This window comes from Rhodococcus sp. Q, assembly GCF_005503035.1.
Taxonomy (GTDB): Bacteria; Actinomycetota; Actinomycetes; order Mycobacteriales; family Mycobacteriaceae; genus Rhodococcus_G.
The window spans coordinates 1-15,103 of the sequence record NZ_SCOY01000059.1; the positions used below are offsets into that span (position 1 = coordinate 1).

The 15,103-nt window shown below is 67.3% G+C and carries 14 protein-coding genes; 6 read left to right on the forward strand and 8 right to left on the reverse strand.

Going from position 1 to position 15,103, the window contains the following annotated elements; genetic code table 11:
* Positions 1 to 158: 158 nt before the first annotated feature.
* Positions 159 to 1,067 carry an SDR family NAD(P)-dependent oxidoreductase gene (locus tag FFS72_RS25855; RefSeq protein ID WP_137876624.1) on the reverse strand — a complete coding sequence of 303 codons (909 nt, stop codon included), beginning with the start codon at positions 1,065 to 1,067 and terminating at the stop codon, positions 159 to 161.
* Between the two features lie 146 nt (positions 1,068 to 1,213).
* Here FFS72_RS25855 and FFS72_RS25860 point away from each other — a divergent pair, with 146 nt between their 5' ends.
* Positions 1,214 to 2,248 carry a ferredoxin--NADP reductase gene (locus tag FFS72_RS25860; protein ID WP_137876625.1) on the forward strand — a complete coding sequence of 345 codons (1,035 nt, stop codon included), beginning with the start codon at positions 1,214 to 1,216 and terminating at the stop codon, positions 2,246 to 2,248.
* A gap of 106 nt (positions 2,249 to 2,354) precedes the next feature.
* Here the strand turns inward: FFS72_RS25860 and hsaB are convergent, their stop codons facing one another.
* From hsaB to hsaA, 4 genes are read right to left on the reverse strand one after another with little or no spacing between them, the layout of a single operon-like run.
* A complete protein-coding gene (gene hsaB / locus FFS72_RS25865; protein WP_137876626.1) occupies positions 2,355 to 2,939 on the reverse strand; it encodes a 3-hydroxy-9,10-secoandrosta-1,3,5(10)-triene-9,17-dione monooxygenase reductase subunit in 585 nt (194 codons plus the stop codon).
* On the reverse strand, positions 2,939 to 3,838 hold the full coding sequence (gene hsaC / locus FFS72_RS25870) for an iron-dependent extradiol dioxygenase HsaC (RefSeq protein WP_050063639.1): 900 nt from the start codon (positions 3,836 to 3,838) through the stop codon (positions 2,939 to 2,941). The genes hsaB and hsaC overlap by 1 nt, the downstream gene beginning before the upstream one ends.
* Positions 3,838 to 4,713 carry a 4,5:9,10-diseco-3-hydroxy-5,9,17-trioxoandrosta-1(10),2-diene-4-oate hydrolase gene (hsaD, locus tag FFS72_RS25875; protein ID WP_137876627.1) on the reverse strand — a complete coding sequence of 292 codons (876 nt, stop codon included), beginning with the start codon at positions 4,711 to 4,713 and terminating at the stop codon, positions 3,838 to 3,840. The genes hsaC and hsaD overlap by 1 nt, the downstream gene beginning before the upstream one ends.
* A 10-nt stretch (positions 4,714 to 4,723) precedes the next feature.
* Positions 4,724 to 5,899: a 3-hydroxy-9,10-secoandrosta-1,3,5(10)-triene-9,17-dione monooxygenase oxygenase subunit gene (hsaA, locus tag FFS72_RS25880; RefSeq protein ID WP_050063637.1), complete on the reverse strand. Its 1,176-nt coding sequence runs from the start codon at positions 5,897 to 5,899 to the stop codon at positions 4,724 to 4,726.
* Between the two features lie 256 nt (positions 5,900 to 6,155).
* Here hsaA and FFS72_RS25885 point away from each other — a divergent pair, with 256 nt between their 5' ends.
* From FFS72_RS25885 to FFS72_RS25895, 3 genes are all read left to right on the forward strand, one after another.
* Positions 6,156 to 7,340 (forward strand): 3-ketosteroid-9-alpha-monooxygenase, oxygenase component, encoded by a 1,185-nt coding sequence (locus tag FFS72_RS25885; RefSeq protein ID WP_137876628.1) that lies wholly within the window; start codon positions 6,156 to 6,158, stop codon positions 7,338 to 7,340.
* Between the two features lies 1 nt (position 7,341).
* The gene (locus tag FFS72_RS25890; RefSeq protein ID WP_137876629.1) at positions 7,342 to 7,674 is read left to right on the forward strand and encodes a hypothetical protein; all 333 of its coding nucleotides are present in this window, start codon (positions 7,342 to 7,344) and stop codon (positions 7,672 to 7,674) included.
* A 169-nt stretch (positions 7,675 to 7,843) separates the two neighbouring features.
* Positions 7,844 to 8,314 (forward strand): 5' nucleotidase, NT5C type, encoded by a 471-nt coding sequence (locus FFS72_RS25895; RefSeq protein ID WP_137876630.1) that lies wholly within the window; start codon positions 7,844 to 7,846, stop codon positions 8,312 to 8,314.
* Positions 8,315 to 8,363: 49 nt separating this feature from the next.
* Here the strand turns inward: FFS72_RS25895 and dmpG are convergent, their stop codons facing one another.
* The 3 genes from dmpG to FFS72_RS25910 are packed head-to-tail and all read right to left on the reverse strand — an operon-like array spanning position 8,364 to position 11,987.
* The gene (gene dmpG, locus FFS72_RS25900; protein ID WP_137876631.1) at positions 8,364 to 9,416 is read right to left on the reverse strand and encodes a 4-hydroxy-2-oxovalerate aldolase; all 1,053 of its coding nucleotides are present in this window, start codon (positions 9,414 to 9,416) and stop codon (positions 8,364 to 8,366) included.
* Between the two features lie 4 nt (positions 9,417 to 9,420).
* Positions 9,421 to 10,344 (reverse strand): acetaldehyde dehydrogenase (acetylating), encoded by a 924-nt coding sequence (locus tag FFS72_RS25905; protein ID WP_137876632.1) that lies wholly within the window; start codon positions 10,342 to 10,344, stop codon positions 9,421 to 9,423.
* A 14-nt stretch (positions 10,345 to 10,358) separates the two neighbouring features.
* Positions 10,359 to 11,987 carry an FAD-binding protein gene (locus tag FFS72_RS25910; RefSeq protein WP_137876633.1) on the reverse strand — a complete coding sequence of 543 codons (1,629 nt, stop codon included), beginning with the start codon at positions 11,985 to 11,987 and terminating at the stop codon, positions 10,359 to 10,361.
* Positions 11,988 to 12,111: 124 nt separating this feature from the next.
* Between FFS72_RS25910 and kstD the strand changes: the two genes are divergently transcribed.
* Both kstD and chsH3 read left to right on the forward strand, forming a co-directional pair.
* Entirely contained in the window at positions 12,112 to 13,821 is a 1,710-nt protein-coding gene (kstD, locus tag FFS72_RS25915; protein ID WP_137876634.1) for a 3-oxosteroid 1-dehydrogenase, read from the forward strand.
* A 13-nt stretch (positions 13,822 to 13,834) separates the two neighbouring features.
* Complete coding sequence (gene chsH3 / locus FFS72_RS25920) at positions 13,835 to 14,695, forward strand: enoyl-CoA hydratase ChsH3 (protein WP_050063631.1); 861 nt, start codon at positions 13,835 to 13,837, stop codon at positions 14,693 to 14,695.
* Positions 14,696 to 15,103: the final 408 nt, after the last annotated feature.

The window sequence follows — 15,103 nt, forward strand, 5'->3', positions numbered from 1 at the left end:
ACGAGAACCTCCGAGCGGATGTGGGCCTTAGACAAGCCACACCCCACTCGGAGGTTCTCTTCGCATCAAGCCGACACGCCTGCTACCAACGTCCTGGCCGGGTACATCTAGGGGCCTACGACGCCCGTGCGTGAGTGTGGTGGCTCTGGCCACCACACTCACGCACGGGCCGGGGGCACCTCCCGCTCGCGGGAGACGAATCCGTTCAGGTCGCCGAGAGTCCACGGGGGCTCGGTGTTGTGGTCGCGGTATGCCAGGACGGTTGGCGCCGCACGATCGAACCGGCCGACGAATCCGCCCGAGCCGACGAAGATCTGGCCGGTGACCGACGTCGCGAGGTCGCTGGCGAGGAACGCGTACAGCTGCGCGACGTACTCGGGCGGTGCTGGATTGAGCGAACCGTATCGGGACGCGTCGTCGAGCATTCCGCGGCTGTGCAATTCCTCGATGTGCGCCGCGTACTCCTCGCCCTCCGACAACCGGGTCTTCGCGCCCGGGCACACGACGTTGGCCCGCACTCCCGACTCCGCCAACTCGGCGGCGATCGCGAGGGTGAGACTGTTGACGGCGCCCTTGCCCGCCGGATAGCCGGTGCCGCCGTAGTCGCCGAGGAACGCGAACGAACTCGTGTTCACGATCGCGCCCGATCCACGTTCGGCCATCAGGGGCGCGACGAGCCGGCAGGTGCGGAAGGTCGCCGTCAGGTGGGCGTCGATGAGGTCGTCCCACTCCTCGTCGGTGACGGTCAGAATCGACGATCCCGGCGGTTCCGCGACACCGGCGCAGTTCACGAGGATGTCGACGCCACCGAACTCGCTCTGTGCCGCGTCGACCAGTTCCTGCGCGACCGATCGGGAGGCCGCCGAACCGGCGACGGCAACCGCGCGACCGCCCTCCGCGCGAATCTCGTCGACCACCGCCTGCACGACCGCACCATCACGGCCGTTGACCACGACTCCGGCGCCCTGGGCGGCGAGCGCGTGTGCGACGCCGCGCCCGATTCCGCGGCTCGAGCCCGTCACGATCGCCCCGCGTCCGTTCAGGTGACGCTCCACGTCGGTACCCATTCCGTCCACTCCCGTCCTCGTTCTCGGCGCTCCAGCCGTTGCGCCCGTACATCGGTACAGACTACAGTCCAGACACCTGTCCATCTCGTATGAACGGCACAGTCGGTTCACACGAGACCAGCCGACGCCACGGGAGCGCACCGCCCATGCCCGCACCGACGATCCACCGGCTCCGCGTGAGCGACGTGATCGAGGAGACCGCCGACGCCCGGTCGGTGGTGTTCGAGATCGACGCCGCGATCCGCGACCGCTTCGACTACCGCCCCGGGCAGTTCCTCACGCTGAGAATCCCCGGCACGACACACGCGCGCTGCTACTCGTTGGCGAGCGCACCCGATCTCGACGACGAACTCAAGATCACGATCAAGCGGGTCGATCAGGGACTCGGCTCGAACTGGCTGTGCGACAACGCCCGCCGCGGCACCGAGATCGAAGTGCTCGAGCCCTCCGGTGTGTTCACCCCGAAAGGCCTCGACTCGCGCTACCTGCTCGTTGCGGGCGGCAGCGGCGTCACACCGATCATGTCGATCCTCAAGTCGGTTCTCGGTGTCGGGAGCGGCGAGGTGGTGTTGCTCTATGCGAATCGTGACGAGCAGTCGGTGATCTTCGACGACGAGCTGCGCGCACTCTGCGCCCGACACCCCGATCGGCTCTGGGTCGAGCACTGGATCGAGTCCACCCTGGGCAGGCCGACCTCGGACCAGCTGACGACCCTGTTCCGGGACTGGGATTTCGACGAGGTGTTCGTGTGCGGGCCCCAGCCGTTCATGGACTGCACCCGTAAAGCACTGTCCACGATGAACTTTCCCCGAGAGCACCTCCACATCGAGCGGTTCACCTCACTCGGGTCGGACCCGTTCGCGGGCACCGAGGAACCCGAGCCCGCCCCGACGTCCGAGCCCGTCGCGGTCTCGACAGTGACCGTGCGCAAGGGCGGTGAGGAACACACCGTGCAGTGGCCGGCCAACCAGCGACTGTTGCAAGCGCTCGACGCGAACGGCATCGTCGTGCCGTCGTCCTGCGCGGAGGGTGTCTGCGCGTCGTGCGAGTGCCGACTGACGGCGGGTTCGGTGGAGATGGTGAACAACCAGGTCCTCGAGGAGGACGACATCGCGGACGGCTACATCCTGGCCTGCCAGGCGCTGCCGCGCGCCGACATGCTCGAGGTCGAGTTCGAGTAATCCCCAGGCACTGTGGACAAAGCCCGCAGACTGTGGACAGGTCGGTACAGCGGAACGACGAAGCCCGCCACGGATTTCCGTGGCGGGCTTCGTCATGTTCACGCTTCTACAGCCAGGTGTCCTCGGTGGTCGCGGTGAGGAACGCCTCCAGGTCGTCGCGCCACGGCGCCGGAACCGTCTTGTCCGGTTCGATGGCCGTGTACTGGCCCCGATAGAACAGCAGCGGCCGCTCGGTCTTGACCTCGCTCATCGACGAGATGCGACCGAACACCACGTAGTGGTCGCCGCCGTCGTGCACGGTCTCGACCGTGCAGTCGATGTGCGCGAGCGATCCGTCGATGATCGGCGAACCGAGAGGTGATGCCGCCCAGCCGATTCCGCCGAACTTGTCCGGCTCACGCGAACCGAACCGGGCGCACACCGCCTGCTGCTCCTCGGCAAGCACGTTGACGCAGAACTTCCCGGTCCGCTCGATCGCCGCCCAGGACCGCGACCCCTTCGTCGGGCAGAACAGCACGAGCGGCGGATCGAGGGACAGTGCGGCGAACGACTGGCACGCGAACCCGACCGGTTCCCCTTCGTCGACCGTCGTGATGATGGTGACGCCCGTGCAGAACTGACCGAGCACGTTCCGGAACTGACGCGGATCGATCGCCGCCACGGGCGCCGTCGTCTCCTCCGGGGTGCTCACTACTTGAATCCGACCGTGAAGTCGTGGCCCCACAGGCTGACCGCGGTGCTCTCCCGGGCGATCCAGCTCTCGTCCTCGACCTCGAGTCCCTCGCAACCGAACTCGACGTCGAAGCCGCCGGGCGTCTTCATGTAGAAGGACAGCATCTGGTCGTTGACGTGCCGACCGAGGCTGGCCGACATCTTCACGTTCTTGCGCAGCGCGCGATCCAGGCAGAGTCCGACGTCGTCGGAGTTCTCCACCTCGATCATCAGGTGCACGATGCCCGTGGGGTTCGGGAGCGGCAGGAACGCCAGGCTGTGGTGACGCGGGTTGCAGCCGAGGAAGCGCAGCCACGCCGGCTCGCCGTCGGCCGGACGACCGACCATCTGCGGGGGCAGACGCATCGAGTCGCGCAGCGTGAAACCGAGCACGTCGCGGTAGAAACGCAGCGACGCGTCGTCGTCGTCGGTGGTGAGCACCACGTGGCCGAGGCCCTGCTCGCCGGTGACGAACTTGTGCCCGTACGGGCTGACCACGCGACGGTGCTCGAGCGCGACGCCGTGGAAGACCTCCAGGGTGTTGCCGGAGACGTCCTCGAACGTGATGAGCTCGACCACGCGACGGTCCGCCAACTGGTCCGCGGTGCCCTCCTTGAACGGGACACCGGCCGCCGCGAGGTTGTCGCGAACCTCCTGCAGCTCTGCGGCATTCGCGGTCTCCCAGCCGGAGACCTGCAGGCGATCCTTCTCGCCGGGGACGATCACCAGGCGCGCCGGGAAGTCGTCCATCCGCAGGTACAGGGCATCGGGGTTGGTGCCCTTGCCCTCGATCATGCCGAGCACCTTGAGACCGTAGTCCCGCCAGGCCGCCATGTCGGTGGCTTCGATCCGCATGTATCCCAGGGAGCGAATACCCATCAGTTGCCTCCCTCGGTGAGGAAGTCCGCAGCGAGCCGGTTGAACTCGTCGAACTTCTCAAGCTGTGCCCAGTGCCCGCAGCCGCCGAACACGTGCAGCTGCGCACGGGGAATCATCTTCAGCGCGACCAGCGCACCGTCGAGCGGGTTGACGCGGTCCTCGCGGCCCCAGATCAGCAGCACGCGCTGGCGCAGCTTGTACGCCTCACGCCACAGCATGCCCTTCTCGAACTCGCCGCTGGAGAACGACTTGCCCATCGCCTTCGCCGCGGCGAGCGCTTCGGGAGTGCTCGCGGCAGCGAAACGCTCCTCGACGAGCTCGGGCGTCACCAGGGACTGGTCGAACACCATGATCCGCAGGAACGCCTCGAGGTTCTCGCGGGTCGGCTGGTAGCTGAACTTGCCGAGGTTCTTGACGCCCTCGGTGGGGTCGGGCGCGAACAGGTTGACGCTGAGGCCACCCGGGCCCATGAGGACGAGCCGGCCTGCGCGGTCGGGGTAGTCCAGCGCGAAGCGGACCGCCGCGCCACCGCCGAGCGAATTGCCCAGCAGGTGAACACGATCGGTGATGCCGATGGTGTCGAGCAGATCCTTCAGCGCCGAGGAGCTGTGCACGAAGTACTGCGGGTGCTCGGTCGGCTTGTCGGACTTGCCGTAGCCGGGCTGGTCCACCGCGATGACGTGGAACTGCTCGGCGAGCACCGGGATGTTCTTCGAGAAGTTCGACCACGACGATGCGCCGGGGCCGCCGCCGTGCAGCAGCACGATGGTGGGGCCGTTGCCGACGCCGGCCTCGTGGTAGTGCAGCTTCAGGTCGGGGCGGACCTGGGCGAATCGGGAGGTCGACTCGTAGGTGAGTTCTTCGGTTGCCGTCATGTGTCGTCCCCTAGACCATCGTGTCCGCGAGCGGCAGGCCGAACTCTGCGCCGCCGAACATGACGTAGGCACGCTCGGGATCGTTCGCGGCGTGGACGCGGCCGGCGTGGGCGTCGCGCCAGAACCGCTGGATCGGCGTCCCGTTCTGGAGTGCGGTGGCACCGGAGTTCTCGAAGAGCAGGTCGATCGACGCGATCGCGCGACCCGTCGCCCGGACCTGGTCACGACGAGCGCGCAGGCGCAGCTCCATCGGAACCTCTTCGCCCGCAAGGAGGTACGCGTACTCGTCGGCGACGTTGCCGGACAGCTGGCGCCAGGCGGCGTCGATGTCACTGGACGCCTGCGCGATCCGGATCTTGGCGAACGGGTCGTCCTTGGCCTTCTCGCCGGCGTAGGCGGCACGAACGCGCTTGCCCTGGTGCTCGACGTGGGCGTCGTAGGCACCGTAGGCCATACCGACGATCGGGGTGGAGATGGTGGTGGGGTGGATGGTGCCCCACGGCATCTTGTAGACGGGCGCGGTGTTCTGCTGCAGGCCCGGCGCCGTCAGGTCGCTCATCGCTTTGAAGCTGAGGAAGCGGTGCCGCGGCACGAAGACGTCCTTGACGACGACCGTGTTCGACCCGGTGCCGCGCAGACCGACCACGTTCCAGACGTCGTCGATCTCGTAGTCCTCGCGCGGGATCAGGAAGCTGCCGAAGTCGACCGGGCGGCCGTCCTTGATGACCGGTCCACCGACGACGACCCACGTGGCGTGATCGGAACCCGAGGACCAGGCCCAGGCGCCGTTGACCTTGTAACCGCCGTCGACGACCTCACCGGCGCCCATCGGGGCGTACGAGGACGAGATGCGGACGTCGGTGTCGGTACCCCAGACGTCTTCCTGCGCCTGCTGGTCGAACAGCGCCAGATGCCAGTTGTGGACGCCGATGATGCCCGCGACCCAGCCGGTCGAACCGCACGCGCTCGCGATGTTGCGCACCGCGGTGTAGAAGGTGACCGGATCGGCCTCGTAGCCGCCCCACTGCTTGGGCTGGAGCAGCCGGAAGAAGCCGGCTTCCTGCAGGGACTTGATCGACGCCTCGGGGATCTGCCGCAGGTCCTCGGTCTCCTGCGCGCGCTCGCGGAGGGTTGGCAGTAGCTCGTCCAGCTTCTCCATCACCACGTGACTGTCGTGCTCGCCCACTGGTCGCTCCCTTTGTCTGTCGATCTGCTGTGTAGTCGATCTGCGGTGTCGTCGATCCGCTGTGCACGGATCGTCGCCCGACTCGGCGGTTCACCCGTCCCTGAGACTAGAACAGGTTCCCATCCGTGTCGAGAGCCGAAACGATACCCTGGTCACGGGCTCGCGACAGGAACAACTCCTCAATTTGTGTAGCGAAAGTCGGTCAACTTCTATAACGTGTTCTAGCGACAGCCATCGAAGGAATGTGAGGCCACAGATGACGCAGACGAGCGGCGCTTCCGCAAGCCGCAAGGTTCGCGAGATCGACGTGGGAACCACCCCCACGCGGTTTGCGCGTGGTTGGCACTGCATCGGCCTCGAGCGAGAGTTCCTCGACGGCAAGCCGCACGGTGTCGAAGCGTTCGGCACCAAGCTCGTCGTCTTCGCCGACAGCGAGGGCAAGCTCAAGGTTCTCGACTCGTACTGCCGGCACATGGGCGGCGATCTGAGCCAGGGCAGCATCAAGGGCGACTCGGTCGCGTGCCCGTTCCACGACTGGCGCTGGGGCGGCAACGGCAAGTGCACCGACATCCCCTACGCCCGGCGTGTTCCGCCGCTCGCCCGCACCCGTGCGTGGACGACGCTTCAGCGCAACGGAATGCTGTTCGTCTGGAACGACCCCGAGGGCAACCCGCCGCCGGAGGACGTCACGATCCCGGAACTTCCGGAGGTCCTGACCGACGACTGGACCGACTGGGAGTGGCACCGCCTCGAGGTCAAGGGCTCGAACTGCCGCGAGATCGTGGACAACGTCGTCGACATGGCGCACTTCTTCTACGTTCACTTCGGATTCCCGAAGTACTTCAAGAACGTCTTCGAGGGCCACGTCGCCAGCCAGTACCTGCAGAACCACGGCCGGCCCGACGTCGGTTCCATGGGAACCCAGTACGGCGAGTCGGTGCTTGACTCCGAGGCCTCGTACTTCGGCCCGTCCTTCATGATCAACTGGCTGCACAACGACTACAGCGGTTACAAGGTCGAGAGCGTCCTGATCAACTGCCACTACCCCATCACCCAGGACTCCTTCATGCTGATGTACGGCGTCAGCGTCGAGAAGCCGAAGGGCCTGGACGAGAAGACCACCAGCAAGCTCGCCCGCAAGTTCACCGCAGGCGTCACGATGGGCTTCGAGCAGGACGTCGAGATCTGGAAGAACAAGACCAAGATCGAGAACCCCCTGCTGTGCGAGGAGGACGGCCCGGTCTACCAGCTCCGTCGCTGGTACGAGCAGTTCTACGTCGATGTCGCCGACATCGACCCGAAGGCAACAGCTCGCTTCGAGTTCGAGATCGACACCACCAAGGCAGTCGAGGCGTGGCAGCGCGAGGTCGAGGAGAACCTGGCCCGCCAGGCCTCCGAGAAGACTGCCGCCGAAGAAGCCGAGAACAAGACGGGCGTGTGACATGACTTCCTCGACCTGGTCCAAGGCCCCGGACTTCGCCGACCGCCCTGACCGGGTCGAGGCGGTACGCGCCCAGACCACGACCGATCTGCGTACCTACCTCGAAGACGGTCTGCAGCAGGTCGAATGCCGCACCTGTCACACCTGCGTGCTCGTCCGCAAGAACAGCTTCAACCACACGAGCATTCAGTGGCAGGCCGAACCCGCGACCGTGTGCCCGGAGCTCGCGGGCACGCGGCCGGGAGCGCAGCAGTCCTGCCCGCGACTGACGGCGTCGATCAACCACGCCGTCATGGAGGGCATCATCGAGGTCCGCAACACGCTGTCCGAGTAGTCGGCACCGAACGAAGGGGCGTGCATCCGTACACGGATGCACGCCCCTTCGTCGTTCCGCCCTGGTTGTCGGTGGCCGAGGCCATACTGGGCATGAGCGGTGGCGATCCGATCACGCCCCGCCCGTCCCGGAATTCTCCGGACCTCCACCGACGCTCCGAAGGAGCCCTGTGCCCGAAACCAAGAAGATCCTGTACGTCGACCTGGACAACACGCTGGTCGACTTCCCGTCCGGCATCGATCGGGCCCACCCCGATCTGCGGGCGAAGCACGACGGTGATTTCGACGAGATCCCCGGCATCTTCGCGACGATGGACCCGATGCCCGGCGCGATCGAGGCGTACACCGAACTCTCCGCACACTTCGACACCTACATCCTGTCCACCGCACCGTGGGCAAATGCGTCCGCCTGGCACGACAAGGTGCTGTGGGTGCAGCGGCACTTCGGGTTCGGCAAGGGCTCCGTCGCCTACAAGCGCCTGATCCTCTCGCACCACAAGAACCTCAACCGCGGGCACTTCCTGGTCGATGATCGAAAGGCCAACGGCGCCGGCGAGTTCGAGGGCGAGCTGATCGCCTACGGCTCGGCCGACTTTCCCGACTGGGCGACCGTCACGAAGTACCTCCTCGACCGGAAGTGATCCCTGCCGAGGACGACGGTGACGGGAGGACTCCAACAGGCGGGGCGAGTCAGGTGCCCGCCGCTTCCTTCTGCAGTTCGAGCGCGATGTCGATCAGCTGGTCTTCTTGCCCGCCGACGAGTTTGCGTTTGCCTGCCCGCACGAGCATCTCCGCCGCGGACACCCCGTACCGCTCGGCTTGCCGTTCGGCGTGCTTGAGGAAGCTGGAGTAGACGCCGGCGTACCCCATCATCAGCGCCTGCCGATCGAGCAGGCATTCCGTAGGCATCGTGGGGCGGACGACGTCCTCGGCGGCGTCGGCGATCGCGAAGAAGTCGATCCCGGTCTTGACCCCGATCTTGTCGCAGACCCCGACGAACGCCTCGACCGGCGCGTTCCCCGCACCCGCTCCGAATCGCCTGGTACTGCCGTCGATTTGCCTGGCGCCCGCACGGACGGCGGCGATCGAGTTCGCGACACCGAGCCCCAGATTCTCGTGCCCGTGGAAGCCGACCTGCGCGTCGCTGCCGAGTTCCGCGACGAGCGCCTCGACCCGGTCCGCGACCTGTTCGAGGACGAGTGCACCCGCCGAGTCGACCACGTAGACGCACTGGCAACCGGCGTCGGCCATGATCCGGGCCTGCGCGGCCAGCTTCTCCGGCGTGACGGTGTGCGCCATCATCAGGAACCCGACGGTTTCGAGTCCTCGCCCACGCGCGAGCCCGAAATGCTGAACGGAGACATCGGCTTCGGTGCAGTGGGTCGCGATGCGGCAGATGGCGGCGCCGTTGTCCTGCGCCTCCGCGATGTCCTCCTTCGTCCCGACACCGGGCAGCATGAGGAAGGCGATCTTCGCCCGCTTCGCAGTGTCGACGGCAACCCCGATCAGGTCCTGTTCGGGTGTCCGGGAGAACCCGTAGTTGAACGACGATCCACCGAGTCCGTCGCCGTGAGTGACCTCGATGACGGGGACACCCGCCGCGTCGAGGGCCCCGACGATCGCGCGCACCTCGTCACCGGTGAACTGGTGACGTTTGTGGTGCGAGCCGTCGCGCAGCGAGGTGTCGGTGACCCGCACGTCGAACGTCGGGTCAAGATGAACGCCGCTGTCGGTGCGTGTCATGTCGTCACGCCTCCACGCTCAGAAGGGTGCGGGCGATCTCCTCGCCCACTGCGGTCGCCGCCGCGGTCATGATGTCGAGGTTGCCCGCGTACGGCGGCAGGAAGTCGCCCGCGCCCTCGACTTCGACGAAGGTGGTGACGGTGGCGTGACCGCCGGACACGACACTCGGCTCGTCGAACTGGGGTTCGTTGAGCAATCGATAGCCGGGCACGTACCGCTGTACGTCGGCGACCGTGCGGTGAATCGAATCGGCGATCGCGGCCTGGTCGGCACCGTCCGGGATCGCGCAGAAGATGGTGTCGCGCATGATCATCGGAGGGTCGGCCGGGTTGAGGATGATGATCGCCTTGCCCCGAGCGGCGCCGCCGATCACTTCGACACCGCGGCTGGTGGTCTTGGTGAACTCGTCGATGTTGGCGCGGGTGCCCGGTCCGGCGGACACCGATGCGACGGACGCGACGATCTCGGCATACGGGACGTCGACGACGCGCGAGACCGCGTGCACGATCGGGATGGTGGCCTGGCCGCCGCACGTGATCATGTTGACGTTCGGCGCGTCGAGATGTTCGCGGAGATTGGCCGTCGGTACCACGGCGGGACCGACCGCGGCCGGCGTCAGGTCGATCGCGCGGATTCCCGCGGCCGCGTACTTCGGCGCCGCGTCGAGGTGGACGCGGGCGGAGGTCGCCTCGAACACCAGATCCGGCTTCTCCGCCTGGGCGAGCAGCCGGTCGACGCCGTCGGCGAACGTCTCGAGTCCCATCGCGCGGGCGCGGGCCAGACCCTCGCTGTCGGGGTCGATCCCGATCATCCAGCGCGGCTCGAGCCACTCCGACCGCTGCAGCTTGTACAGCAGGTCGGTCCCGATGTTGCCTGACCCGACGACCGCGACGCGTGCCTTGGCGTGCGACGTTCCCGACGGTGTCATGGCGTCCTCCGTTGCTAGGCCGGCCGCTCCGTGGCCGGCTCGGTGATCGGCGACCGACTTCGGTCCGCGGCGTGCACGGCGGCCCGTCGCCCGGAGAACACCGCGTCCGCGAGTGAGAGTCCACTGACGTAGGAGTTCGAGCAGATCCCGACCGCGGTACGACCGGCCGCGTAGAGCCCGGTGACGGGCGCACCCGCCCGGTCGAGGACCCCGCCGGTGTCCTCGTCGACGACGAGGCCGCCGAGGGTGATCATCGGCAGTGGATTGGTCAGGCTCTTCTTCAGGGAGACGTCGAACACGGAGTAGGGCCCCGATGTCAGCGGCCGCCGGAAGTCGTCGGGCTTGCCCATCGGGTCGGGCTCGCCGTCCGCGATCGCGGCGTTGTGGGCGGCGACGGTGGCGGCCAGCCCGTCGGGGTCGATTCCGACTGCGGTCGCGGCCTTCTCGAGGGTGGCCGCCGTGGTGCCGTCGAGACGCATCATGGTTTCGGACTGGATCCGCTGGAACCAGTTGGTCTGGCTGCCGAGTTGGGACCGGGCCTGCTCGACGAGTGCGGCATCGGCCACCAGCCAGCCGTGGCCGTCACCTTCGGCGATCATCGCGTGGCCGAGCGCGGCGCCGTAGCGCGACTCGTCGACGATGCGCTTGCCGTGCCGGTCGACCAGCACGGAACCGAGGAAGGCGCTGGGCGGAACGATGAACCGCCACGCCGAGATGTGGGAGAGCTTGTCGGTCGCGCCGCCCGCCTCTGCTCCCATCGCGATGCCGCTGCCGTCGTCGGCGGAGGTCCCGAGGGGTAGACCGGCGAGATAACGCGGTGCGTGCGTGGCCACCATGTCCCGGTTTCCGATGAATCCGCCCGCGCTGAGGATCACGCCCCCACGCGCCTCGATGCGCAACGGCTTCGCGTAGCGGGCCTCGATCCGGTTGACCAGCCTGTCGAGCGCCCGGCGCAGCGGCGGGTAGTAGATGCCGGGTTTCGCGGAGATCGAGGCGAGTCGGGCATGCCGGGCACGCACCCGGGCGGGTGCGTCGCGAAGGCTCAGGCACTCCACGCCGACCACGTCCCCATTGTCGTCCGTGATCAGCCGAACCGCACGGGTTTGGCGTTCCAACCGCAGGCCCTTGTCCAGCGCGGATTCGATCAACGGCCGATACAGCATCTTCCCCGACGTCCCGCGCCCCTTCGCCCGGTGGCCGCGCGGCGCGGGCGGCGCCACGTCGCGGAACCCGCCCGCCGCTTCGCTGCCGGAGAAGTACAGGTAGTGCCGATCCGTGGGGTAGGACGTCTTGTAGGGGCACAGCGAGCCCTCGAACGGCACCCCGTTGTCCATCAACCAGTCGACGGTGGCGGGGCTGCTCTCGCAGAATCGCCGCAGCGTGTCGGGGCGAACCGCGTCCCCCACCTCGCGGGAGAGGTACGCGTACATGGCGTCGACGGTGTCGGTGACGCCTGCTTCGGTCTGGACCGCGGTGCCGCCGCCCGCGTAGAAGATTCCGCCGGAGATGGTGCTCGTTCCACCACCACCGAACCGGTCGACGGCGACGACGTCCGCACCGGCGTCCAGCGCCTCGATCGCAGCGGATGCCCCCGCCACGCCCGTACCGATGACCACTACGTCCGCGGACAGATCCCAGGCCACCGCGCACCACCTTCCGTGTTGGTGAACGTGTTTCCGTTCGAGTCGAAGCGTTTACCAGCTCCGGGTGATACTTCCTGGCAGAAAGCATGGACCTAGCCGGGGGTCATTCTATAACGTGTTCTACATGAGCAAGCAGGAATACGACATCGTCGTCGTCGGCAGTGGCGCAGCCGGCATGACAGCCGCCCTCACCGCCGCCCACCAGGGCCTGAGCGTGGTCCTCCTTGAGAAGGCCGCCCACTACGGCGGCTCCACCGCCCGCTCGGGTGGTGGCGTCTGGATCCCCGGCAACAAGGCGCTTCTCGCTGCGGGCCGACCGGACGACCGCGAGGAGGCACGCAAGTACCTGCACTCGATCATCGGCACCGCGGCGCCGAAGGAAAAGATCGACACCTACATCGACCGCGGCGCCGAGGCGTTCGACTTCGTCCTCGACCACAGCCCGCTGAAGATGAAGTGGGTTCCGGGCTACTCGGACTACTACCCCGAGGCTCCCGGAGGCCTGTCGTCGGGACGCTCCTGCGAGCCGGCGCCGTTCAACGCCAAGTCCCTCGGCGCCGAGCGCTTCAACCTCGAGCCGCCGTACAGCAAGGCTCCACTGAACTTCGTCGTCACCCAGGCGGACTTCGTCAAGCTGAACCTGCTCAAGCGCAAGCCCACCGTCGGCATGACCCGCGCGTTGCGTGTCGGAATCCGCGCCACCTGGGCCCGCGTCACCGGTAAGCACCTGCTCGGCATGGGCCAGGCACTCGCCGCCGCCATCCGCAAGGGCCTGCAGGACGCGAACGTCCCCGTTCTGCTCAACACTCCGCTCACCGGCCTGGTCGTCGAGAACGACCGCGTGATCGGTGTGCGTGCGACGCACAAGGGCGAAGAGGTCGAGTACATCGCCCGCCACGGCGTCGTCCTGGGCACCGGCGGCTTCGAGCACAACGCCGAGATGCGTGCGCAGTACCAGCGCCAGCCCATCACGACCGAGTGGACGACCGGCGCTCCCGCCAACACCGGCGACGGCATCATCGCGGGCCGCGACCTCGGCGGCGCCCTGGACGTCATGGCCGACGCATGGTGGGGCCCGACGATCTTCAAGAGCGGCAAGCCGTGGTTCTGCCTGGCCGAGCGCAACCTGCCCGGCTGCATCATCGTCAACGCCGAAGGCAAGCGGTTCGGCAACGAGTCCGCACCGTACGTCGAAGCCGTGCACACGATGTACGGCGGCACCTACGGCGAGGGCGAGGGTCCGGGCGAGAACATCCCGGCATGGCTCGTGTTCGACCAGCGGTACCGCAACAACTACATGTTCGCCGCCCTCCAGCCGGGTCAGAAGATTCCGTCCCGCTGGATGGAGAACGACAACATCGTCAGCGCGCCGACGCTGGCCGACCTGGCCGCGAAACTCGGTGTGTCCGAGTCGAACCTCGCCGCGACCGTGGAGCGTTTCAACGGATTCGCCGCGACCGGTGTGGACGAGGACTTCCACCGGGGCGACAGCGCCTACGACAAGTACTACGGCGACCCGACCGTCAAGCCGAACCCGTGCCTCGCCGGTCTCGTGCAGGGACCGTTCTACGCGGCCAAGATCGTCCCCGGCGACCTCGGCACCAAGGGTGGTCTCGTCACCGACGTCAACGGCCGCGTCCTTCGCGAGGACGGCACGACGATCGAGAACCTCTACGCGGCAGGCAACACCAGCGCACCGGTCATGGGCCACACCTATGCCGGGCCCGGCGCCACCATCGGACCCGCGATCACGTTCGGTTACCTCGCCGTGCTCGACATTGCCAAGCGCGCCAAGGCCACCGAACCCGATTCCGCCGCCGCCACTTCGAACTGAGAAGGAACCGACCGTGCCCATCGATCCCTCGATCGCGATCGGAGCAGAACTGCCGGTCCAGGACTTCACCTGGACAGCCTCGGACGTTCAGCTCTACCACCTCGGCATCGGCGCAGGTGCCCGCCCGCTCGACTCGAGCGAGCTCCGCTACCTCGACGACGCCAAGCCCCAGGTGCTGCCCACCTTCGCCACCGTCGTGGCCAACATCCACGCCACGGAGGCACCCAAGGTGTCGTTCCCGGGTGTCGAGATCGACCTGGCGAAGGTGGTGCACGGCAGCCAGGAAGTGACCGTGCACCAGCCGATTCCGGCGGAAGGCACCGGACGGACGACGACCCGGATCGCCGAGGTCTGGGACAAGGGCAAGGCGGCCGTGGTCGTGCAGGAGTCGGTGACCACCGACGCCGAAGGCAACCCGCTGTGGACCTCACGGTCGTCGATCTTCGCCCGTGGCGAAGGTGGCTTCGGCGGCGAGCGTGGCCCGTCGGAGGCGGTGGCCCTGCCAGACCGCGCCCCCGACCACGAGGTCGAGGTGCCCACGCTGCCGCAGCAGGCACTCCTGTACCGCATGTGCGGCGACCGCAACCCGCTGCACTCGGATCCGGAATTCGCTGCCGGTGCTGGGTTTCCGGCACCGATCCTGCACGGACTGTGCACCTACGGCATCGTCTGCAAGGCCGCTGTCGACACCGCGCTCGATGCGGACGCCACCCGGGTCAAGGGCTACAAGGCGCGCTTCGCCGGCGTCGTGTACCCCGGGGAGACGCTCCTCGTCCGGATCTGGGAAGAGGCGGGGCGTCTGCTGATCTCCGCTTCGGTTCCGGCACGAGAGAATTCCCCCGCCCTGGCGGATGTCGTCCTCACCCTGGCATGAGCGGTGGGGCGGCCGGTGAATCCGGTCGCCCCTCCGGTCAGATATGCGTTCACCCACGCCGGTAGGCGTGGGTGAACGCATATCTGACCGAGCCTGGGCGACATACGATCTCGCATGTCAGCCACCGGAACGACAACTATGCCGAACGGGCTGACGCGAGTCCGACGACCGCCTAAGCTCCTGAAATCTGCGCGCGAAAGCGCTCCATCGGAATTACCCCCTCTTTCACCTTTTCTGGAGACACAATGTCGAAAACCGAGAACTCCTCCGGCTTCTCCCGGCGGGGATTCCTCACCGCAGGCGCGGGCGCGGTTGCCGTGACCGCGATGGGCGGCTGGACGCCCGTTCACGCGCTTCCGCTCCGCGCAGCCGGCTCGCTCGACTCGGGATCTGCAGGCGGGCCCACCC